A 19363-nucleotide genomic window follows, 5' to 3' on the forward strand; every position below is an offset into this window, starting at 1 on the left:
GGTTTCCTCACAGTCCGACCAGTCCGAGCCGCAGCCCCTGGCGGACGGCTTCGGTGCGTGTCGCCGCGCCGGTCTTCACCAGGATCTGGGCGACGTGGAACTTCGCGGTATGGCTGGAGATGCCCAGCGCCTGGGCGATCTCGCGGTTGGCCAGCCCCTTGGCGAGCAGTTCGAAGACTTCCAGCTCGCGCGGCGTGAGCGGCTCGCTCAGCTCGGGCCCGGCCGCGATCCGGGGCAAGGCCGCGGCGGGATCGGCGACGTGCAGGCCGGCCGCGAGCGCGTGGACCGCTGCCGCGAGTTGGGCTTCGCCGGCATCGAGGTGCAGGTGGCCCTGGGGCGCGCGGCGCGCGGCCGGCGCTGCTTCGCCCAGCCACAACACGGGCAGCGCTTCGGGCGCATCCTGGGCGATGCGGGCCGCGTCCGCGGCCACGGGATCCACCACCACCAGCACTTCGGCCGGCAGGTGCAGCGCCTGTTCCGGCGCAGCGGTCGCCACCGACAGGCCAGGCGTGCGGCGCAGGGCCTCGGCGACGCCTTGCACCGACCACTTCGGCCCGCCGGTGACGACCAGGTTCAGCACCGCGGCGCCTGCTCGCCCACTTCCACGCTCAGTTCCACGGGCGCGCCACCGCGCAGGACCTGCAGGCGCAGGCGGCTGCCGATGCGGTCCGGCGTGAGCAGGTCGCGCAGGTCTTCGATGCTGCCCAGCGTCTTGCCGCCGGCGGCGAGCAGCACGTCGCCCACCAGCAGGCCGGCGCGAGCGGCGGGGCTGTCTTCGCCGACGCCGCAGACCAGCAGGCCCGAGCCAGCCTCGGTGCCGGCCGCTTCGCGCATGGCGCTCGTGAGCGCGACGCCCTGCGCCACGACGCCGAGATGGCCGCGTGCCACGCGCCCATGCGCCAGCAGCTGGTCGACCACCCGGTCGATGGTGGACACGGGCAGCACGACAGCGTGGTGGCGGGCGAGCATCGCGCTGGCCATGCCCAGCACCTGTCCCTGCGCGTCGGCGATCGGTGCGCCCATCAGGCCTGGAAAGAGCCCGCCATCGAGCCGCAGCAGGCGATCCACCGGCGCGCCGCGCCAGGTCCGCCAGGGGCCGGCCACGCAGCCCAGGTAGCCGAAGCTCGCGTGCACGACCCCGGAGGCGTCGCGCCCGGTGGCGAACACGAAGTCCCCGGTGCGCGGAGCGGGATCCAGCCGCCGCTCGGCCGGTTGCAGCTTGGTGTCGACCGAGAGCACGGCGATGTCGGTGCCCGGATCGGTGCCGCGCAAAGTGGCGGGCACGGCCTCGCCATCGGGCAGCACGACGTGCGCGCGGTGGCCGTGGCCCAGGCCGGCGGCGGCAGTGACCACCGTGTCCGCGCGCCATGCGATGCCGGCGCAGGCGCCGCCGCGGCGCACGCGCACGCCGAGCACGGAAGGGGCGACGCGCTCGACGGCATCGGCCGCCGAGGGCGGGAAGGAGAAGTCGTTCATGGAGACACCATCCGGGAGGAGCAATGCCCCCATGGTGCGCAGCGCTCCCCAGGAACGCATCCGCGCATCGGCCAGGCTTCACTCCCCGAACGGCTAGTTGGCGGCGCCCGGCCGCGCTTCAAGCCGCGGTGGGCCGCGCCTCCGGCACCGCGTGCCACCAGCGGTCGAAGAAATGGTGCGCCACGGCGTTGGCCAGCGGCTCGAGGATCGCGTAGGCACTGGCGGCCATCCAGCTGCCGCTGAGCGCATAGCCGACGCCCATCGCCACCACCAGGTGGGTGCCGGCCATCACGCCACCTTGCTTGAGCGTCCGGGCTCGCGCCGAACCGTTCCAGCGGACCTTCTCCAGCCAGTGGCTCGCGCCGGTGTTCACGGCCGGCTCGACGAAGGCCAGCAGGCTGCCGAGGATGAAGGCGCCGGTGAACAGCCAGCCCAGCGCCACCCCGATCGCGAGGTGGATGACGGCGAAGGAAAGGGTCTTGTGGAGGTTGGAGTGACTGCGCAGGCGCATGCTCAAATGATAGGGATTCTCATCTGGCGTCGGGATTGGCAATCCTGATCGCGGCGATTGCGCGTATCCTGGGTCGGTGGAGCTACCGTTGCGGGCCATCGCGAGCGAAGCCGAAGGCTGCATGGACGTCGAGGGCTGCTGCAGCTTCGATGCGCTGGTCGCCTGGGCCCTGCCACGGGGTGTGATGCCGGCCGTCGTGCCACCGTTGAAGAAGGTCACGGTCGGCGGGGCGATCGCCGGTGTCGGCGTGGCGGCCACCTCCTTCCGGCAAGGCCTCGTGCACCACGCCATGCGCGAGCTGGAGGTGCGCTTGCCCGGCGGAGAGGTGGTCACCTGTACGCCTGACAACGCCCATCGCGACCTGTTCTTCGGCTTCCCCAATTCGCACGGCTGCCTCGGGCAGGCGCAGCGCGTGCGGCTCGCCACGCTGCCGGTGCGGCCCTTCGTGCATGTGCGCCATGGCCACTATCGCGACCCGCAGGCCTTCCTGGCGGCGCTCGCGCGCGTCTGCGCGAACGACGCGGACTTCGTCGACGGCATGGCTTTCGGCACTGGCGAATACGTGCTGAGCGCCGCGCGCTTCGCCGACGATGTGCCCTGGCGCAGCAGCTACGGTGTCGAGCCGGCCTACTGGCAGTCGCTGCGCGAGCGCGACGAGGACTACCTGGCCACCGGGGACTGGCTGTGGCGCTGGGACACGGACTGGTCCTGGTACTCTCGGCAGTTCGGCGCCCAGCGCTCGCTGCTGCGCCGCGTGCTCGGGCGCTGGCGCGGCCAGCACCGCGAAAGCGTGGTCCAGGACGTGGACATCCCGCTGGCGCGGGCCGGCGAATTCCTGGGCTTCCTGCAGCGCGCGCTCGGCACTGCTCCGATCTGGGTCTGTCCGGTGCACGGCGACCGTCCGGGCGATCGCTTCCCCCTCTATTCGCTCGCCCAGCCGCTGTACGTGAGTTTCGGCTTCCGCGACGTGCCGCAGGTGCGCGAGCCACAGGAAGCCGGCGGCTTCGACCGGCTGGTGGAGGAGGAGGCCCGGCGCCTGGGCGGCATCAAGGCGCTGCACGCCGGCAGCCACTTCACGCCGGGCGAATTCGACGGCGCCTATGGCGGCGGCGCCTACCGGGCGCTGAAGGCGCGCTACGACCCGCAGGGGCGGGCGCCGGAGCTCTATGACAAGTGCGTGGCGCGGGCCTGAGGCATCGGCCGCAGCACCGCGATGCTGCGCGCGCGCAATTGGCCGCAACCGCCGTCGACGTCCTGGCCCGCGGACTGCCGCAGCTTGGTGAGGATGCCGCGCCGGTGCAGAGTGCGGGCGATCTCGGCGGCGCGTTCCCAGGACGGGCGCCGGAAGTCCACGCCATCCACCGCGTTGAAGGGGATCATGTTCAGCACGCCGTACTTGCCGTGCAGCAGCCGCACGATGCCTTCGATCTCGTCGGGGCCGTCGTTCACGCCTTCCAGCAAGGTCCACTGGTATTGGATGGGATAGCCGGTCGCGCGCGCATAGGCTTCGCCGGCATCGACCAGCTCCTGCGGCGACAGTCGCGGCGCACGGGGCAGCAGTTCGCGCCGCAGTTCGTCCTTGGTGGTGTGCAGCGACAGCGCCAGTGCGGGCTTCACGCGCCCTCGCGGCAGCCGCTCGAACACCCGCGGGTCGCCCACCGTGGAGAACACCAGGTTCTTGTGGCCGACGTTGCCGGCGGTGCCGAGCAGGTCGATGGCTTCGAGCACCGCGTCGAGGTTGTGCGCGGGCTCGCCCATGCCCATGAACACCACCTTCTTCACCGGCCGGCGCGTGCGGGCCAGCGCCACCTGCGCCACCATCTCGGCGCTTCCGAGCTGCCGCACCAGGCCGCCCTGGCCGGTCATGCAGAACCGGCAGCCGACCGCGCAGCCCACTTGCGAGGAGATGCAAAGCCCTTCGCGCGGCAGCAGCACGCTTTCGACGGTCTGGCCATCGGCCAGTTCGACCAGCAGGCGCTCCGAGCCGTCCGCGCCGGGGTGCACCGACTGCAGGCGGACCAGGCCGGCCAGCTGCGCCTCGAGGGCGGGCAGGGCGGCCAGCAGCGAGGCGGGCAGGAAGTGTTCGGGCCGCCGCTTGCCGCTGGTTTGCGGCAGCGCCTGCGACCACAGCCGCAGGACGCGGAACTCGTGGCTGGCCCCCGCGCCTGCGGCGCGCAGGCTTTGCCGGATCTGTTCAATGTGCATGGTGAAGCCCCGATTGTCCCAGCTTCGCGAGTCCGGGGCTTCACGCGGGGTGCTGTGGGAACGCGCGGCGCGCGGCGTGCATCTATGCGCTTGCAACATCGAAGGAGAACCAAAGATGCGTACCCATGTATTCCTGGCCGGGCTGCTCGCCGGCTCGGCCGTCCTGGCCGTGCACGCCCAGCCGGGGCCCACCGACCCGCAGATCGCCCACATCGTGGTCACCGCCAACCAGGTCGACATCGATGCCGGCAAGGTGGCCGAGAAGAAAGGCTCGACGAAAGACGTGCGGGCCTTCGGCAAGCAGATGGTCACCGACCACACGGCCGTCAACAAGTCGGCCGCGGCGCTGGTGCAGAAGCTGCACGTCAAGCCCGAGCCCAACGACACCAGTGCGAGCCTGAAGAAGGGCGGCGAGGAGAACCTCGCAGCGCTGTCCAGGCTGAAAGGCAAGGAGTTCGACCAGGCCTACGTCGACCACGAGGTGGCTTACCACCAGGCCGTGATCGACGCCGTCGACAAGACGCTGGTCCCGAACGCCAGGAACGAGGAACTGAAGGCGCTGATCGTCAAGGTCCGCCCGGCGCTGGTGGAGCACCTGGAGCACGCCAAGCACCTGCAGGCGGAGCTGGGCAAGTGATGCGCGCCGGCTGGCTGGCAGCGCTGCTGGCGCTGCCGGGCCTGGCCGCGGCCGCCACGCACATCGTCACCATCGAGGGCATGCAGTTCCAGCCCGCGGTGAGGACAGTGAAGTCGGGCGACACCGTGGTGTGGCGCAACAAGGACCTGGTGCCGCACACGGCCACGGCCGCCGGCAAGTTCGATTCGAAGTCGATGGCGCCGGGCGGCCAATGGTCGTGGACGGCGAAGGCGAAGGGCCGGCAGGACTATGCCTGCACCTTCCACCCCACGATGAAGGGGAGCATCGTCGTCCGGGACTAGAATGCGGTGGATGGGGACTCGAGCAGGCTCCCCGTCGATCCAAAGAGGCGCACGCCTCCAAGTTCTGCTCCTGACCCTGGGCCGCGTGCGCCCAGCCGGGAGCCTTGACTTGCAAGAACCAACCACCGCGCCTTCCACGACCACGCCGGGCTACACGCTCTGGCAGTTGCTGAAGTACATGCTGGGCCTCGGCACCTGGGGCTTCGGCGGCCCCGTCGCCCTGGCCGGCTACATGTACCGTGACCTCGTCGAACGCCGGCAGTGGATCACCGAGGCCGATTACAAGGAAGGCCTCGCCATCGCGCAGCTGATGCCCGGGCCGCTGGCCGCGCAGCTGGCCATCTACCTGGGTTACGTGCACTACCGCATCCGCGGCGCGACGCTGGTGGGCCTGGCCTTCGTGCTGCCTTCGTTCTTCATGGTGGTGGCGCTCGGCGCGCTGTACCGCGCGTACGGCGGCCTGTCCTGGATGCAGGCCGTGTTCTATGGCGTCGGTGCGGCGGTGATCGGCATCATTGCGATGAGCGCCTGGAAGCTCACCACCAGGAACATCGGCCACGACAAGCTGTTGTGGCTGGTGTTCGTGGCCAGCGCCGTGACCACTGTCGTCACGCAGTCCGAAGCGCTGTGGTTGTTCCTCGGCGCCGGCGTGCTGGTGTGGCTGGTGCGCGCACGGCCGCGGCTGGGGTCGGCCGGCACGCTGCCTTCCGTGGCGCTGCCCTGGTTCGCGCTGGATGCGATCGACTGGCACAAGCTCGCGCAGATCGGCGCCTACTTCGCGTATGCAGGCACCTTCGTGTTCGGCAGCGGCCTGGCCATCGTGCCCTTCCTGTATGCCGGTGTCGTCAAGGAGTACGCCTGGCTCACCGACCGCCAGTTCGTCGACGCGGTGGCCGTGGCGATGATCACGCCGGGGCCGGTGGTGATCACGACCGGCTTCATCGGCTTCCTGGTCGCCGGCTTCTGGGGTGCCGTGGTCGCGGCGGTGGCCACCTTCCTGCCTTGCTACCTGCTGACCATCCTGCCGGCGCCGTACTTCAAGCGCCATGGCAAGCGGCCGGGGCTGGTGGCTTTCATCGACGGCGTGACGGCCGCCGCCATCGGCGCCATCGCCGGCGCGGTGATCGTGATCGCGCAGCGCTCCATCGTCGACTGGCTGACCGCCTTGCTCGCCATTGCCACGGCCGGGGTCCTGTGGAAGTTCAAGAAGGTGCAGGAGCCGGTGCTCGTGCTGGCCGCAGCCCTGATCGGGCTCGCGGCCTACCCGTTTCTTCCGCATCCTTGAAGGAGGCTGCCATGCTGCATGAACTTCATCTCGCCAGCCTCGGCGGAGCGTGGCAGGCCAGGCTGCAGGCGGATCCGGCTGGCTGCTGCTGGCTTTCCAGCCCCGCGCCGGCACGCTTGTCAATCAATGGGCAGCGGATGACGCGCAGGCGGTAGCCGGTGGCGTGCCGTTGCTTGCGCTGAACCTGCATCGCGGCGACCACCGCGTGGAGGACTTCCTGGCCAACGTCGATTGGCGCGGCGTGTACGCTCGCTACCAGGCCGCCGTGCATGCCGCCAGCGATGCTTTCGCCTGCGAGCCGGATGCGATCGGCGATGCCCTGGTGGTCGACGTGCGCCGCGCCGGCGTGTTCGACAAGGCGGGGACCATGGTCGCGGGCGCGCTGCGGCGCGACCCGGAGCAGGTCGCAAACTGGAGCGCTGACCTCGAGCCCGGCCGACCGTTGGTCGTCTATTGCGTCTACGGCCACGAGGTGGGACGGGCGACGGCGCTGCGCCTGCGCGCCGCGGGCCATGACGCGCGCTTCCTGCAAGGCGGCATCGCGGCTTGGGAGGCCGCGGGGCGGCCGCTGCGGACCATCGGTCCCGACTGAAGTGCAGCGGGCGGCGACCCGCCGCTCTGCTATCTTGTGGGCCCATGCTCTGGCAAGCCCTGGCCTCCATGCGCGACCTCGCGCGCCTGTACGAGATCGCTTCGGTCCTGGTGCGCTACGGCTTCGGCGACATGGTGCGGCGCATGGGCCTGGCCGACACCCTGGAGCGGGCCGGGCGCGTGCTGCGCTGGCAGGACGCCAGCGACTATGCCCACCTCGCGCCGCCGGCGCGCGTGCGCCGCGCGATGGAGGACCTGGGGCCGGCCTTCGTCAAGCTCGGGCAGGTGCTGGCCACGCGGCTGGACCTGTTCGAGCCGGAATGGATCGCCGAATTCAGCCAGCTGCACGACCATGCGCGGCCCGTACCCTACGAGGCCATGCGCGTGCAGCTCACCGAGGATCTCGGCGGCCCGCCCGAGGAGATGTTCGCGCGCTTCGATCCCGAGCCGGTGGCGGCGGCTTCGCTGGCACAGGTCTATCGCGCGCAGTTGCCGGGCGGCGAGGAAGTGGTCGTCAAGGCCCGGCGGCCAGGCATCCGTCCGGTCGTCGAGGCCGACCTGCGACTGCTGATGCGCCTGGCGGAGCTGGTGGAGCGCGAGAGCCCCGAGCTGCGCGCCTTGCGGCCGCGCCAGCTGGTGCACGAGTTCACCCAGTCGCTGCTGCGGGAACTGGACTTCTCTTCCGAGGCCCGCAATGCCCGGCGCATGGCGCAGAACTTCGCCGGCTATCGCGACGAAGACGCGCCGCCCGCGGAAGCCGGCCCGAGCCAGCCCCTCATCGTGATCCCGCGCGTCTTCTGGGACTGCGAGCGCGCCTGCGTGCAGGAGTTCATCGACGGCATTCCGGGCACGCAGCTCGCGCGCGTCGATGCCGCCGGCCTGGACCGGCGCGTGCTGGCCCGCCGGGGCGCCCGTGCGGTGCTCAAGATGATCCTGCAGGACGGCTTCTTCCACGCCGACCCGCATCCGGGCAACGTGTTCTACCTGCCCGGCAACCGCATCGCCTTCATCGACTTCGGCATGGTGGGCCGGCTGACGGAGCAGCGCCGCGAGCAACTGCTGCGCCTGCTGCTGGGACTGGTCCAGCAGCGCGCCGCCGACGTGGCCGACGTGCTGGCCGACTGGGCCGGCGACGATGCGCCGGATCTCGATGCGCTGCTGCTGGCCCTGGACGGCTTCGTCGACCAGTATCGCGGCGTGCCCTTGGCGCAGTTGCGGCTAGGCGCCATGCTGAACGATGCGGTGGGCGTGCTGCGGCAGCACAGGCTCACCTTGCCGCCGGACCTGGGCCTGCTGGTCAAGGCCTTCATCTCGCTGGAAGGCATGGGGCGGGAGCTCGATCCGGACTTCGACATGGCCGGGCAGGCTGCGCCCATCCTCGAGCGCGCGGTGCGCGACAGCTATTCGCCGCGGGTCGTGTTCCAGCGCGGCTGGCGGTCGCTGCTGGACGCGGCTTCGCTGGTCTCCAGCCTGCCGCGCGACCTGTCCCGGCTGATGCGCGCGGCCCGCCGCGGGCGCATCGATGTCCAGGTCGAGGTGCGGCACCTGCAGCGCCTCGGCAACCAGCTGGATCGCGCCGTCAGCCGCCTGGTGGTCGGCGTGGTGGTGGCGGCGCTGATCGTCGGCTCGTCGATCGTGATGACGGTGCCGGGCGGCTTGCGGCTGTTCGGCTGGCCGGTGCTGGGGCTGCTCGGATTCCTGGGCGCGGTGGCCGGCGGCCTCTGGTTGCTGGTCTCGATCTGGCGCAGCGGCCGTTCGGACGCGGACCGGGACGACTGAATCAGCGGGCGATGGCGGTGGCCGGCAGCAGGTCGGCGAACGCCAGATCGAGCTCCGGCCGGCTGCCCTCGGCGCCCAGCACGATGACCGCCGCGGAGAACACGGCGCCAAGCAGTGTCATCGCAGCCAGCAGGGGGGCGCGTTGGTGGCGGGAGGGGGCGGGATGGTTCATGGGGCAGACCTCGATGCCAGCACTTTAGGCGCGTCTCCTTAGCGCACCTTGAGCGCTGGCTTAGCTGGGAATGAGCACGCGTCTGCGGTAGCCTCGCGTCCTGTAGAGGAGACTCGCCATGCCGAATCCGAACCGGCGGGACGTGCTGATCGCAGGTGCCGGCCTGTTGGGGACCGGGCTGTCCGTGCCGGCCCGCGCCGCGCCGGCGCCGCCCATCGCCGACATGCATTCCCACCGTGGCATCTTCCGCGGCAGCAAGGTGCGCCTGCGTGACGAGATGGACGCCAACGGCGTACGGCTGGTCGCCTGGGCGCTCGTCGACGACTCGCCCTGGACCCAGTCCACGTCCTTCGGCGTCACGCAGAAGGGCGTGCCCGCGCCGGGTGAGCCGTGGAACTGGTTCCGGCAGCGACTGGAGGAAGTCGATGCGCGCCTGCAGGAATGGAACCTGCCCAAGGCGCTCACGCCCGCCGACCTCGATGCGGCGATGGCCGGTGAGCCCCGCGTGGTCCTGGCCTCCGAAGCCGCCAACTTCCTGGAAGGCGATGCGAGCCGCCTCGCGCAGGCCCACGCCTGGGGGCTGCGCCACCTGCAACTGGTGCACTACATCGATTCGCCGCTGGGCGACTTGCAGACGGTGGCTCCGCGCCACGGGAGCGCGCTGCCGGCGCCCACCCGCGAGGTGGTCGCCGAGTGCCAGCGCCTGGGCATCCTGCTGGACCTGGCGCACGGCGCGCCGGCGCTGGTCGATGCCGTGCTCGATGCGACGTCGGGCCCCGTCGCCTGGTCGCATTCGTGGATCCGCCCGGGCGGCGGACGCTGGCACGAGCCCGCCAACCTGGCCCGCGCCCTGTCGCCGGAGCAGGCGCGCAAGATCGCGGCGCGCGGCGGCGTGGTCGGGCTCTGGTCCGTGCGCTCGCGGGACCGCTCGTATCCGGTGAACAGCGTCGGCACCGACGCGGACGAGATCGTGCGCATGGTCGACCTGCTGGGGCCGCGGGCCGTCGGTTTCGGGACCGATCTCGATGGCGCCGGCGCGAACCCGGTGCTCGTCGACTATGCCGACCTGCGCGCCGTCGCCGATCGCCTCGCGACCCTGGGCCTGCCAGAAAGTACGCTCGCCGATGTGTGCGGCGGCAACTATGTGCGCATCCTGAAACAAGCGATGGCCGGCGCGCAGCGATGATCTGGGCACGCCCTTCGCGAGGAGCTCCCGATGCCTGACAGCGCCGACATCCTGTGGTTCAGGACGGTGCTGCTGTGCGCTGCGGATTTCGTGCTGCCTTCCGGCGAGAAGCAGACGCGGGCGCGGCTGCGCATGCGGCGCGAGGCGCGGGGAGGGTGATGCGGTCGGCCGCGCGCTGATGCAGCTGGAGGAGACCGTGCACGAGCTCACGCGCCGTTTCGGCCTTCAGCCCGGAGACCTGAACCTGGACCTGGGGCCTTTGGGCAAGATGCTTTGATGTATCCGTGATACTGGCGGGCGATTGCACCAGCTCGCCGCGGGCGAGCGTCGACCGCCCGCGGCCAGGAGTCCAGCAAATGAACCCACACCTGATCGAGTGCACGGAAGAAGCGCATGCACCCGCGATCCTCGATATCCTCAACGAGGCCATCGTCAATTCCACCGCCTTGTACGACTACGTGCCGCGGCCGCCGCAGGCGATGGCGGCCTGGTTCGCGACCAAGCGGGCCAACGGCTTCCCGGTGATCGGCGCGGTCGACGACAGCGGCCGTTTGCTGGGGTTCGCGAGCTGGGGAACCTTCCGTGCTTTTCCGGCCTACAAGTACAGCGTCGAGCACAGCGTCTACGTCCACCGCGACGCGCGCGGCCGCGGGCTGGGCGAACTCCTGGTGCGCGCGCTGATCGAGCGGGCGCGGGAACAGCAGTTGCACGTGCTGGTCGGGTGCATCGACGCGGCGAACGCGGGCAGCATCCGGCTGCACGAGCGCCTCGGCTTCGTGCACTCGGGAACCATGCGCCAGATCGGCTTCAAGTTCGGCCGCTGGCTCGATGCGGCGTTCTACCAGTTGAACCTGGAGACACCGGGGGAGCCGCGGGATGGCTGAAAGCCGGAGAGAGCGGGCTATGGCCTCAATCTGGCATTTGACATAATACACATCGTATCAATCCATCGGACAGTTACGGTGGCACCCCAAGCTGGGCAAATCCCTGTAAAAAGCTGGGCGTCGCTGCCAGGCAGGCAGCGCCTTGTACACGCTTGGGAGATCTCATGCCTTTGACCCAGAACCGTCTGTTCCTGGTGGCCGCAGCCGCCGCCATCCTTGCAGGCTGCGCCACCGAGCCGCCAGTGCCGGCCGGCCCGCCCGGCAAGTACCTCGTTTACCGCGACTCCGGCGGCAACGTGATCCGCCAGTTCGACTATCCGGACGACGCGTTCTGCCGCCGCGTCGAGAAGCTGGCCGGACGCGCCGCCCGCTGCCAGGCCGAACCGGCCGAAGGCTTCTCGGCCCAGGCCACGCTGCGCTACAACCCGCCGGGTGTCATCGTCCGCGGCCACTACGCCGACATGGCCCGCTGCAAGAGCGACAACAGCGTCATGTCCGCCGGCGTGGAGATGATCGCGGCCTGCAGCGCGAAGTGATCCTTACTTGAGGTATCGCGGGCAAGTGGTTGTCACCACTTGCCTTTCGGCTGCTTGGCCCGAATCGCGGCAGCCACCGTCTCGGCCACGTCGGGACGGTTCGCGCGCTGCGCGAATTCCACGGCCGACAGTCCCAGCTCGTTGCGCAGCTTGGGGTCGGCACCCGCCTCCAGCAGCGCCTTCACGGAAACCATCGAGCCGTAGTACGCCGCCATCATCAGTGGCGTCGACTTGTTCGGCGACTCCGCGTCGATATAGGCGTTCTCGTCCAGCAGCAGCTGGATCATCGGCACGTTGCCGGCGGTGGCCGCGTAGTGCAGCGGCGCCCAGCCGGTCTTGTTGACGTCGGCGCCGCGCGCGATCAGCTTGCGGGCCAGGTCCAGGTTGCCTTTCAGCGCCGCCAGCATCAGCGGGCTTTCGTCCTTGGGATTGCGCCATTCCACGTTGGTCTTGGGCCAGGCGATCAGCACTTCGGCCGCCTTGTACGACTGCTCCTTCATGGCGATGAACAGGCCGGCCGTGCCTTTGGGGTCCACCGTGTCGGGGTCGAAACCGCGCTGCAGCAGCTTCTGCAGGGTGCCGGGGTCGTCGCGCGTGATGGCGGTGAACCAGTCGTCGTAAGAACCAGCCTGTGCGAGGGAAACCCAAAGCACCAGAACCAGATACACCAGGAACTTCAAGTGCATTCTCATGCCTTCACCCCCGTGAACAGGCGCTCGAAATTGGCGCTGGTCAGCGCCCCGATGGCTTCCGGGCTCGTCCCGCGCAGTTCGCCCAGCAACCTCGCCACGTAGGGCACGTACGACGGGTTGTTGACCTTGCCGCGATACGGCACCGGCGCCAGGTAGGGGCTGTCGGTCTCGATCAGCAGCCGGTCGTCCGGCACGAACTTCGCCACCTCGCGCAGGTCGGCCGCGCTCTTGAACGTGAGGATGCCCGAAAACGAGATGTGGAACCCGAGGTCCAGCGCTGCCCGCGCCACCTGCGCGGTCTCCGTGAAGCAGTGGAACACGCCGCCAGCGCTGCCCGGGGCGCCGTCCTCGCCCTCTTCCTTCAGGATGGACACGGTGTCGTCCGACGCCTCGCGGGTGTGGATGATCAGCGGCTTGGCGCACTGGCGCGCGGCGCGGATGTGCGTGCGGAAGCGGTCCCGCTGCCATTCCAGGTCGGCGATGCTGCGGCCGCCCTTGCGTTCTTCCATCTGGTAGTAGTCCAGGCCGGTTTCACCGATGCCCACCACTTTCGGGCGCGCGGCCAGTTCCAGCAGCTTCTCCAGCGTGGGTTCTTCCAGGTTCTCGGTGTCCGGGTGGACGCCGGCCGAAGCCCAGAAGTTGGGGTACTGCATGGCCAGCGCGTGCACGTCGTCGAATTCCTCGAGGGTCGTGCAGATGCAAAGGGCCCGGTCGACCTGCGCGGCGGCCATGGCCTCACGGATCTGGGGCAGCTGGGACTGGAGCTCGGGAAAGCTGAGGTGGCAGTGGGAGTCGACGTACATGGGGTGGCAAAAGCACCAGCGCCGCCCGGATGGCGGCGCCGAAACCCCATGATTCTAGGGAAGCTAGATGGTCTGCGTGGGCCGCTCGGACGCGAGGTGGCCGCCGAGGATTTCCTCGATCTTCACCTTGAGCAGCTTGGACTTGTCGTCGTTCGGGAAACGGACGCCGACGCCCTGGGTGCGGTTGGCGGCGGCGCGCGCCGGCGTGACCCAGGCGACCTTGCCGGCCACCGGGTAGCGCTGCGGGTCGTCCGGCAGGGACAGCAGCACGTAGACGTCGTCGCCCAGCTTGTATTCACGCGTGGTCGGAATGAACACGCCGCCATCGGCGAACAAGGGGATGTAGGCGGCATACAGCGCGGCCTTCTCCTTGATGGCCAGCTGGATGACGCTCGGGCGCGGGGTATTGGGGGCGGGGGCGGTGCTCATCGGGAGTGTGGTTCCGAGTTTAGGGCCGCCCGGGCCCGGCTCACAAGGTCTTCCAGCATCAAGCCGGCATTGAAAGGGTGTTCGACCGTGCGGGATGTCGCAGCCAGGTCACGCCACCAGCCCGTCAGGGCGGCCGGGTCGGCCGCCGGCGGCAGGTCGCCGGGCGCGAAAAAGCGCGGCTCGGCCCCGTTGCGCATGGCGATCAGGTCGTGGCAAAGCTTCTGCAGCGACTCCACGGCCTGCGCCGGCCCCCAGTCGGCCAGCGCGCTGCCGTCGCCCCGGGCCAGGGCCTTGGGCCAGCGGGCCCAGGCCTGGGCGTCCAGGCCGGCCCGGTGCAGGCGCAGCGCGTCCTCGGGCCGGCCGCCGGCGGCGCGCAGCAGCACCGGTGCCGCCGCCGCGGGCACGCCCTCCTCCTTCAGCCAGGCTTCGGCTTGTTCCGCCGCCGGCCAGGCGAGGGTATGGCCCTGGCAACGGCTGCGGATCGTGGGCAGCAGCTGGTGCGCCGCTTCGGTCGCGAGCACGAAGCGCACGTCGCCGGGCGGCTCCTCCAGCGTTTTCAGCAAGGCGTTGGCCGTCACCTGGTTCATGCGTTCGGCCGGATACACCAGCATCACCTTGCCGCGACCGCGGCCGCTGGTGCGCTGGGCGAATTCCAGCGCCGCGCGCATGGCGTCGACGCGGATTTCCTTGCTGGGCTTGCGCTTCTTGTCGTCGAGGTCGGACTGCGCCTTTTCGTCCAGCGGCCAGCCCAGCTCCTGCATCTGCACTTCAGGCATCAGCACTGCCAGGTCGATGTGCGAGCGCACCTCCACCTGGTGGCAGCTGTCGCATTCGCCGCAGGCGCCATCCGGCGTGGGCCGGTCGCACAGCCAGGCTTGCGCCAGGCCCAGCGCCAGGGTGTACTGGCCCAGGCCCGACGGCCCGTGCAACAGCCAGGCGTGGCCACGCTGGGACAGGAGCTGGCGCAGTTGCGCGCTGATCCAGGGCGCGGTGCTCACAGCAGCCCCCTGGCGCGCACGCCGCGTTCGACCGCCTGCCAGACGCCTTCGCGCGGCTGGTCGGCATCGACGCGCAGGAAGCGGCGCGGATCAGCCCGCAGGCGTTGCGCGTAGCCCTCGGCCACGCGGGCGAAGAACTCCTGCGGCTGCGACTCGAACTTGTCCGGCACGCGGGCGCCGGCCAGGCGTTGCGCTGCCACGGACGGTGCCAGGTCGAACCAGACCGTCAGGTCTGGCTGGCGCAGGCCGGGCAGCCGAATCGCGGGCACGCTCTGGACCCAGCGTTCCAGCTGCTGCAGCACCTCGCGGTCGAAGCCGCGGCCGCCGCCCTGGTAGGCGAAGGTGGCGTCGGTGAAGCGGTCGCACAGCACGACGTTGCCGCGGGCGATGGCCGGCTCGATCACCTGCAGCAGGTGGTCGCGGCGCGCGGCGAACATCACGAGCGCCTCGGTGAGGGCGTCCATGGGCTCGTTCAAGGCCAGGGCGCGCAGTTTCTCGGCCAGCGGCGTGCCACCCGGCTCGCGCGTCAGCGTGACGGTGCGGCCGGCGGCGCGGAAGGCGCCGGCCAGCGCGTCGATGTGCGTGGACTTGCCGGCGCCATCGATGCCTTCGAAGGTGAGGAACAGCCCGCTCATTGCCCGCGCTGGTATTTGTTGACGGCCCGGTTGTGGTCGTCGAGGTTCTCGCTGAACTGGCTGGTGCCGTCGCCCTTGGCCACGAAATACAGGTACTTTCCCGGCGCCGGCTGCACAGCGGCCAGCAGCGAGGCCTTGCCCGGCATCGAGATCGGCGTCGGCGGCAGGCCCAGGTGCACGTACGTGTTCCAGGGTGTATCGGCCTGCAGGTCGGCCTTGTGCAGGTTGCCGGTGAAGGCGTCGCCCATGCCGTAGATCACCGTGGGGTCCGTCTGCAGCGGCATGCCGATCCGCAGCCGGTTCTGGAACACGGCGGAAATCAGCGTGCGGTCGGCCGCCTTGCCGGTTTCCTTCTCGATGATGCTGGCCAGGGTCAGCACCTCCTCGGGCGACTTCAGCACGATGCCGGGACGGCGTTCGTTCCAGGCCACGGTGAGCCGCTTGTCCATGGCGCGCATGGCGCGCTTCAGCACCGCGACATCGCTGGAGCCCTTGGAATAGGTGTAGGTGTCGGGAAAGAAGCGGCCTTCCGGGTGCACGCCGGGGCGGCCCAGCAGCTTCATCAGGTCTTCGTCGCTCAGCTTCGCGCTGTCCTGCCGCAGCGCGTCGCCCTTGCCCAGCGCGGCGCGCACCTGGCGGATGTTCCAGCCTTCCACCAGCGTCACGGCGCGCAGCGACTCCTCGCCGCGGGCCAGCTTGTCCAACAGCCGCTCCGGGGTGATGCCAGTGGTGAGTTCATAGCTGCCGGCGCGAATCTGCTTGCCCTGCCCCGACAGCCGGAACCAGGCAAACAGCAGGCGCGGTTCGACGTCGACGCCGGCCTTGCGCACGGCCTCGGCCACGCCGCGTGGCAGGGTGCCGGGCTCGATATCCAGGTCCAGCGGGCTCTGCGCCAGCGTCAGAGGGTGGTGCAGCCACCACCAGCCGGCGCCCGCGGCGCCCAAGGCCGCCACCAGCACCAGCAGGAACAATGCTTTCAGCAACCGCAGCAACCGCCCGCCCTTCTGCAATCCATGGTTTGTGCCGGCCATGATAATTCAGGCATGAGTCTCCACCTGAACGGCGTTGCCCCCCTGCCCCAACTCGGCGTCATCCGCGCCATCGGCACGGACGCGGCAAGCTTCCTGCACGGCCAGCTGACCCAGGATTTCGCCCTGCTGGGCGCCAACGAGGCCCGGCTGGCGGCCTTCTGCACGGCCAAGGGCCGCATGCAGGCCAGTTTCATCGCTTTCAAACGGGCACCGGACGAGGTGTTGCTGGTGTGCAGCCGCGACGTCCTGCCGGCCACGCTGAAGCGCCTGTCCATGTTCGTGCTGCGCGCGAAGGCGAAGCTCAGCGACGCCAGCGCGGAGTTCGCGCTGTACGGCGTGGCCGGCGAAACGCTCAAGGCCTTGCAGCCGGCGCCGCAGGCGCCCTGGAACGTCGCCGACCTCGGCGCCGCCCGCCTGGTGCAGTTGTACCCGGCCGACGGCCAGCCGCGCGCGCTGTGGGTGGGCCCCGCCGACGCACCCGCACCGGCGGGCCCGGCGCTGGACACGACCCTGTGGCAATGGGGCGAGGTGCGCAGCGCCGTCGCTACCATCACCACGCCCATCGTCGAGGCCTTCGTGCCGCAGATGCTCAATTACGAATCCGTGGGCGGCGTCAATTTCAAGAAGGGCTGCTACCCGGGCCAGGAAGTCGTGGCGCGCAGCCAGTTCCGCGGCACGCTCAAGCGGCGCGCTTTCCTGGCGCATGCCGACGCGGAGCTCGCGCCCGGCCAGGAGGTGTTCCAGGCCGGCGACCCCGAGCAGCCCGCGGGCGTGGTGGCCCAGGCCGCGCCGGCGCCCAGCGGCGGCTGGGACGCGATCGTCTCGCTGCAGCTCACGGCCGCCGAGGCCGGCGACCTGCACGCGGGCAGCGCCACCGGCGCCCGGCTGGACCTGCAGCCCCTGCCCTACTTGCTGTTGGCCGACGTCTGAGTGCCGGCCGCCGGCGCGGAGCCCGTCACCAGCGGCATCCACGACGGCGGCACCTGCTGCAGCAGCTGGTCGCGTTCTTCCGGCTGCTGCGCGGCGGCGAGGCCCTCGCGCACCTGCTGCGCGCCCCGGGCCAGGTCGCCCTGCTGGATATGGATCAGCCCGAGCTGCACCAGGCTGCGCGCCTTGGTCTGCGGCCAGTCCCTCAGGCGCAGCTCGGTCGCCTTCTCCGCCATGGCGAAGTCCTTGCGTTGCAGCGCCAGGGCGACCGCGGCGTTCACCAGGTCGAAGTCGTAGAAGCCCTGGTCGATGGCCTCCTTGGCCAGCGCATAGGCACGGTCCGCCTGGCCGGAGCGGGCCAGCATGATCACCTCCAGCGAACGCACCGCCGGTGCGTGCGGCTGGATGCGCTTGGCGCGCTCCAGCAAGGCCAGCGCCTGGTCCATCTCGCCCATGCTGGCGTGGCCGCGGGCGGCGTTGCTGATGATCGCCACCACGTAGGGCCGCGAGCTGAGCACGCTCTCCCAGATCCAGGTGGCGTCCTTCCAGTCGCCCCAGCGCGCCAGTTCGTCGGCGACCATCGGCGTGATCTTGCGGTAGTGCGGCGTGATGGCGACGCCTTCGCGCACCAGCTCCAGGAGCTCGCGCTTGGTGCCGTCCCATTCGGGGCTGTTGGGGCGCCCCGACTGGGTGATGGTCAGCGCCAGCTTGGCGGCCTGCACCAGCTTGCGTTCGGCCGTCGCGGCCTGCTGGGTGATGTACAGGGCCAGCACGAGGCAGACGCCGGTCAGCCCCAGGCAGACGCTCGCCGTCATCGGGCTCCAGCGCAGCGGCAGCGCGGCCCAGCGGCGCCGCCAGCCCTGGCGCGCATCGGAGGCCGCGAGGCCGCCCAGGCACAGCGCGAACAGCGCGCCAGTGGCCGCCATGCGCCAGGCGAAGCCGATGTTGCTGACGACCATCAGGGCCAGCAGGCTGGTGAGCATCACCGCCCGCCAGGGCTGGTCTTCGCGCGCCTCGGGGGTCACGGCTTTCCAGCTGCGCCAGGCAGCGGTGAGCAGGTAGGTGACCAGCCCCAGCAGGAACACCCAGCCGACCAGGCCGTACTCCGCCACCATCTGCAGGAACTCGTTGTGGACGTAGTAGTCGGTCTCCAGCTGCGAACCTTCGGCCTGGTACAGCGGGATCTCGCTTTCCCAGGCGCCGGCGCCCAGGCCGACCAGGGGCTTGGCCCGGATCGCATTGAGCGTGGCGCGCCACATGACCATGCGCACGCCCAGCGAGTAGTCCTTGGGCCCGATCGATTCCGTGCGGTTGACGGCGCGCTGCAGGGCGGTGGCGCCGCGCTCCTCGTCCAGCACCTTGGCGTTGTCGGTGGGAATCATGCCCAGGCCCAGCAACAGGCCGAGGAACAGGCCGATCGCGATGGCCCGCAGGTTGCGGCTCCAGGCCGGGAAGGCGAACTGGCTCCGGCAGCGCCAGGCGATCAGCGGCAACAGCAGGAACAGCTGCAGCCACAGCGCGATCAGCGCCGCCCGCGTGCCGGTCATGAACAGGGCCAGCACCACCAGCGCGTTGCTGCAGGCCAGCAGGGCCACGGTGCCGCTGCGCCGCGCCTTCGCCAGCAGCAGCATGCCGAAGGGCACGGTGCACACCACGAATTCGGCAAAGAAGTTGCGGTTGATGAAGGTGGACGCCGGCACCGGCCCTTGCGGGAACAGCGGCAGGTCGGCCCAGAACTGCAGTACGGCCCAGACCGACGCCACCACGGCGCCGGCATGGAAGCCCGCGGCCAGCCAGCCCAGGCGCTGGCGCGTCAGCACGTTCAGCCCCAGCCAGACCAGCAGCGCAAAGACGAACCAGCGGATCGACTCCACCGAAGCCAGGAAGGTGTGCGACCAGGCCATGCTGCCCAGCGCATAGGCCAGCAGCATCAGGGGCAGCCACAACACCGCATGCCAGCGCAGCGGCTCGCGCCGCTTGCGCACCTGCAGGAACAGCAGCAGCGCCGCGACCAGCGCGCACATCGAGACGATCGCGGACTTGAGCGTGTCCTGCAGCATCAGCTCGGTCGGCGAGCCGAGCGCCGGCGCCAGGAACATCATCAAGGCCAGCAGCGCGCCGGCCCAGCCGTCGTCAGCAGGTTCGGACGGCAGGCGCACCGGCGCGGCCGCTTTCACGGCGGGCGCGGGCGTGGCGGCGGGAGTAGCGGCGGGAGCAGCGGCGGGTGCGCCGGACGGAGTCGCGCGCGACGGGGCCGGCGCGGGGCGGCGTTTGCGGGCCATCT

At 70.4% G+C, this 19363-nt stretch carries 24 protein-coding genes; 12 read left to right on the top strand and 12 right to left on the bottom strand.

The genetic code is table 11. The features are described from left to right. Nucleotides 1–7 precede the first annotated feature (7 nt). From HHL11_RS31565 to HHL11_RS31575, 3 genes are all read right to left on the bottom strand, one after another. Nucleotides 8–580: a LuxR C-terminal-related transcriptional regulator gene (locus HHL11_RS31565; RefSeq protein ID WP_169422596.1), complete on the bottom strand. Its 573-nt coding sequence runs from the start codon at nucleotides 578–580 to the stop codon at nucleotides 8–10. Continuing rightward, a complete protein-coding gene (locus tag HHL11_RS31570; protein WP_169422597.1) occupies nucleotides 574–1476 on the bottom strand; it encodes a S1C family serine protease in 903 nt (300 codons plus the stop codon). The genes HHL11_RS31565 and HHL11_RS31570 overlap by 7 nt, the downstream gene beginning before the upstream one ends. A gap of 118 nt (nucleotides 1477–1594) precedes the next feature. Then, nucleotides 1595–1987 carry a DUF2061 domain-containing protein gene (locus HHL11_RS31575; RefSeq protein ID WP_169422598.1) on the bottom strand — a complete coding sequence of 131 codons (393 nt, stop codon included), beginning with the start codon at nucleotides 1985–1987 and terminating at the stop codon, nucleotides 1595–1597. 88 nt (nucleotides 1988–2075) lie between these two features. Here HHL11_RS31575 and HHL11_RS31580 point away from each other — a divergent pair, with 88 nt between their 5' ends. After that, the gene (locus HHL11_RS31580) at nucleotides 2076–3179 is read left to right on the top strand and encodes an FAD-binding protein (protein WP_169422599.1); all 1104 of its coding nucleotides are present in this window, start codon (nucleotides 2076–2078) and stop codon (nucleotides 3177–3179) included. Here HHL11_RS31580 and HHL11_RS31585 read toward each other — a convergent pair. Continuing rightward, complete coding sequence (locus HHL11_RS31585; RefSeq protein ID WP_169422600.1) at nucleotides 3152–4192, bottom strand: RNA methyltransferase; 1041 nt, start codon at nucleotides 4190–4192, stop codon at nucleotides 3152–3154. The two genes, HHL11_RS31580 and HHL11_RS31585, sit on opposite strands and share 28 nt — an antisense overlap. Nucleotides 4193–4307: 115 nt before the next feature. Here HHL11_RS31585 and HHL11_RS31590 point away from each other — a divergent pair, with 115 nt between their 5' ends. From HHL11_RS31590 to HHL11_RS31610, 5 genes are all read left to right on the top strand, one after another. Beyond that, entirely contained in the window at nucleotides 4308–4829 is a 522-nt protein-coding gene (locus HHL11_RS31590; RefSeq protein WP_169422601.1) for a DUF4142 domain-containing protein, read from the top strand. Continuing rightward, nucleotides 4829–5131, top strand: a complete 303-nt coding sequence (locus HHL11_RS31595; protein WP_205964793.1) for a cupredoxin domain-containing protein — start codon at nucleotides 4829–4831, stop codon at nucleotides 5129–5131. Before HHL11_RS31590 ends, HHL11_RS31595 begins: the two co-directional genes overlap by 1 nt. A 109-nt stretch (nucleotides 5132–5240) precedes the next feature. Further along, on the top strand, nucleotides 5241–6416 hold the full coding sequence (locus tag HHL11_RS31600) for a chromate transporter (protein ID WP_281068755.1): 1176 nt from the start codon (nucleotides 5241–5243) through the stop codon (nucleotides 6414–6416). A gap of 49 nt (nucleotides 6417–6465) precedes the next feature. After that, entirely contained in the window at nucleotides 6466–7008 is a 543-nt protein-coding gene (locus HHL11_RS34895) for a rhodanese-like domain-containing protein (RefSeq protein ID WP_169422603.1), read from the top strand. A gap of 44 nt (nucleotides 7009–7052) precedes the next feature. Further along, a complete protein-coding gene (locus HHL11_RS31610) occupies nucleotides 7053–8786 on the top strand; it encodes an ABC1 kinase family protein (RefSeq protein WP_169422604.1) in 1734 nt (577 codons plus the stop codon). Nucleotide 8787: 1 nt separating this feature from the next. Here the strand turns inward: HHL11_RS31610 and HHL11_RS31615 are convergent, their stop codons facing one another. After that, nucleotides 8788–8958, bottom strand: a complete 171-nt coding sequence (locus tag HHL11_RS31615; protein ID WP_169422605.1) for a hypothetical protein — start codon at nucleotides 8956–8958, stop codon at nucleotides 8788–8790. Nucleotides 8959–9076: 118 nt separating this feature from the next. Between HHL11_RS31615 and HHL11_RS31620 the strand changes: the two genes are divergently transcribed. The 5 genes from HHL11_RS31620 to HHL11_RS31635 all read left to right on the top strand — a co-directional run bounded on the left by HHL11_RS31620 (nucleotide 9077) and on the right by HHL11_RS31635 (nucleotide 11564). Further along, the gene (locus HHL11_RS31620; protein WP_169422606.1) at nucleotides 9077–10144 is read left to right on the top strand and encodes a dipeptidase; all 1068 of its coding nucleotides are present in this window, start codon (nucleotides 9077–9079) and stop codon (nucleotides 10142–10144) included. A 30-nt stretch (nucleotides 10145–10174) separates the two neighbouring features. Then, nucleotides 10175–10303: a hypothetical protein gene (locus HHL11_RS34780; protein WP_281068756.1), complete on the top strand. Its 129-nt coding sequence runs from the start codon at nucleotides 10175–10177 to the stop codon at nucleotides 10301–10303. Nucleotides 10304–10322: 19 nt separating this feature from the next. After that, complete coding sequence (gvpK, locus tag HHL11_RS34960) at nucleotides 10323–10421, top strand: gas vesicle protein GvpK (RefSeq protein ID WP_169422607.1); 99 nt, start codon at nucleotides 10323–10325, stop codon at nucleotides 10419–10421. 79 nt (nucleotides 10422–10500) lie between these two features. Then, nucleotides 10501–11028, top strand: a complete 528-nt coding sequence (locus HHL11_RS31630; RefSeq protein WP_169422608.1) for a GNAT family N-acetyltransferase — start codon at nucleotides 10501–10503, stop codon at nucleotides 11026–11028. 164 nt (nucleotides 11029–11192) lie between these two features. Then, nucleotides 11193–11564: a hypothetical protein gene (locus HHL11_RS31635; RefSeq protein WP_169422609.1), complete on the top strand. Its 372-nt coding sequence runs from the start codon at nucleotides 11193–11195 to the stop codon at nucleotides 11562–11564. 32 nt (nucleotides 11565–11596) lie between these two features. Here HHL11_RS31635 and HHL11_RS31640 read toward each other — a convergent pair whose 3' ends face one another. The 6 genes from HHL11_RS31640 to mltG all read right to left on the bottom strand — a co-directional run bounded on the left by HHL11_RS31640 (nucleotide 11597) and on the right by mltG (nucleotide 16152). After that, a complete protein-coding gene (locus HHL11_RS31640) occupies nucleotides 11597–12250 on the bottom strand; it encodes an ankyrin repeat domain-containing protein (RefSeq protein ID WP_342593306.1) in 654 nt (217 codons plus the stop codon). 2 nt (nucleotides 12251–12252) lie between these two features. After that, nucleotides 12253–13059 (bottom strand): TatD family hydrolase, encoded by an 807-nt coding sequence (locus HHL11_RS31645; protein WP_169422611.1) that lies wholly within the window; start codon nucleotides 13057–13059, stop codon nucleotides 12253–12255. A 63-nt stretch (nucleotides 13060–13122) separates the two neighbouring features. After that, nucleotides 13123–13488 carry a PilZ domain-containing protein gene (locus HHL11_RS31650; RefSeq protein ID WP_169422612.1) on the bottom strand — a complete coding sequence of 122 codons (366 nt, stop codon included), beginning with the start codon at nucleotides 13486–13488 and terminating at the stop codon, nucleotides 13123–13125. Then, nucleotides 13485–14486, bottom strand: coding sequence for a DNA polymerase III subunit delta' (locus tag HHL11_RS31655; RefSeq protein WP_342593307.1), 1002 nt, complete (start codon nucleotides 14484–14486; stop codon nucleotides 13485–13487). The genes HHL11_RS31650 and HHL11_RS31655 overlap by 4 nt, the downstream gene beginning before the upstream one ends. Next, nucleotides 14483–15121, bottom strand: a complete 639-nt coding sequence (tmk, locus tag HHL11_RS31660) for a dTMP kinase (protein WP_169422613.1) — start codon at nucleotides 15119–15121, stop codon at nucleotides 14483–14485. Before tmk ends, HHL11_RS31655 begins: the two co-directional genes overlap by 4 nt. Then, nucleotides 15118–16152, bottom strand: coding sequence for an endolytic transglycosylase MltG (gene mltG, locus HHL11_RS31665; protein ID WP_169422614.1), 1035 nt, complete (start codon nucleotides 16150–16152; stop codon nucleotides 15118–15120). Before mltG ends, tmk begins: the two co-directional genes overlap by 4 nt. Before the next feature lie 12 nt (nucleotides 16153–16164). Between mltG and ygfZ the strand changes: the two genes are divergently transcribed. Continuing rightward, nucleotides 16165–17082, top strand: a complete 918-nt coding sequence (gene ygfZ, locus HHL11_RS31670; RefSeq protein ID WP_169422615.1) for a CAF17-like 4Fe-4S cluster assembly/insertion protein YgfZ — start codon at nucleotides 16165–16167, stop codon at nucleotides 17080–17082. Here ygfZ and HHL11_RS31675 read toward each other — a convergent pair. Continuing rightward, nucleotides 17058–19361, bottom strand: a complete 2304-nt coding sequence (locus HHL11_RS31675; protein WP_169422616.1) for an O-antigen ligase family protein — start codon at nucleotides 19359–19361, stop codon at nucleotides 17058–17060. The two genes, ygfZ and HHL11_RS31675, sit on opposite strands and share 25 nt — an antisense overlap. Nucleotides 19362–19363 lie beyond the last annotated feature (2 nt).

It is taken from the genome of Ramlibacter agri, from assembly GCF_012927085.1.
Taxonomy (GTDB): Bacteria; Pseudomonadota; Gammaproteobacteria; order Burkholderiales; family Burkholderiaceae_C; genus Ramlibacter; species Ramlibacter agri.

What these genes read in the sequence shown, in the direction of transcription:
- HHL11_RS31570 (WP_169422597.1), bottom strand. Translation starts at nt 1,476, where the DNA reads ATGAACGACTTCTCCTTCCCGCCCTCGGCGGCCGATGCCGTCGAGCGC.
- HHL11_RS31575 (WP_169422598.1), bottom strand. Translation starts at nt 1,987, where the DNA reads ATGCGCCTGCGCAGTCACTCCAACCTCCACAAGACCCTTTCCTTCGCC.
- HHL11_RS31585 (WP_169422600.1), bottom strand. Translation starts at nt 4,192, where the DNA reads ATGCACATTGAACAGATCCGGCAAAGCCTGCGCGCCGCAGGCGCGGGG.
- HHL11_RS31590 (WP_169422601.1), top strand. Translation starts at nt 4,308, where the DNA reads ATGCGTACCCATGTATTCCTGGCCGGGCTGCTCGCCGGCTCGGCCGTC.
- HHL11_RS31595 (WP_205964793.1), top strand. Translation starts at nt 4,829, where the DNA reads ATGCGCGCCGGCTGGCTGGCAGCGCTGCTGGCGCTGCCGGGCCTGGCC.
- HHL11_RS31610 (WP_169422604.1), top strand. Translation starts at nt 7,053, where the DNA reads ATGCTCTGGCAAGCCCTGGCCTCCATGCGCGACCTCGCGCGCCTGTAC.
- HHL11_RS31615 (WP_169422605.1), bottom strand. Translation starts at nt 8,958, where the DNA reads ATGAACCATCCCGCCCCCTCCCGCCACCAACGCGCCCCCCTGCTGGCT.
- HHL11_RS31620 (WP_169422606.1), top strand. Translation starts at nt 9,077, where the DNA reads ATGCCGAATCCGAACCGGCGGGACGTGCTGATCGCAGGTGCCGGCCTG.
- HHL11_RS34780 (WP_281068756.1), top strand. Translation starts at nt 10,175, where the DNA reads ATGCCTGACAGCGCCGACATCCTGTGGTTCAGGACGGTGCTGCTGTGC.
- gvpK (WP_169422607.1), top strand. Translation starts at nt 10,323, where the DNA reads ATGCAGCTGGAGGAGACCGTGCACGAGCTCACGCGCCGTTTCGGCCTT.
- HHL11_RS31630 (WP_169422608.1), top strand. Translation starts at nt 10,501, where the DNA reads ATGAACCCACACCTGATCGAGTGCACGGAAGAAGCGCATGCACCCGCG.
- HHL11_RS31635 (WP_169422609.1), top strand. Translation starts at nt 11,193, where the DNA reads ATGCCTTTGACCCAGAACCGTCTGTTCCTGGTGGCCGCAGCCGCCGCC.
- HHL11_RS31640 (WP_342593306.1), bottom strand. Translation starts at nt 12,250, where the DNA reads ATGCACTTGAAGTTCCTGGTGTATCTGGTTCTGGTGCTTTGGGTTTCC.
- HHL11_RS31645 (WP_169422611.1), bottom strand. Translation starts at nt 13,059, where the DNA reads ATGTACGTCGACTCCCACTGCCACCTCAGCTTTCCCGAGCTCCAGTCC.
- HHL11_RS31650 (WP_169422612.1), bottom strand. Translation starts at nt 13,488, where the DNA reads ATGAGCACCGCCCCCGCCCCCAATACCCCGCGCCCGAGCGTCATCCAG.
- tmk (WP_169422613.1), bottom strand. Translation starts at nt 15,121, where the DNA reads ATGAGCGGGCTGTTCCTCACCTTCGAAGGCATCGATGGCGCCGGCAAG.
- mltG (WP_169422614.1), bottom strand. Translation starts at nt 16,152, where the DNA reads ATGGCCGGCACAAACCATGGATTGCAGAAGGGCGGGCGGTTGCTGCGG.
- ygfZ (WP_169422615.1), top strand. Translation starts at nt 16,165, where the DNA reads ATGAGTCTCCACCTGAACGGCGTTGCCCCCCTGCCCCAACTCGGCGTC.
- HHL11_RS31675 (WP_169422616.1), bottom strand. Translation starts at nt 19,361, where the DNA reads ATGGCCCGCAAACGCCGCCCCGCGCCGGCCCCGTCGCGCGCGACTCCG.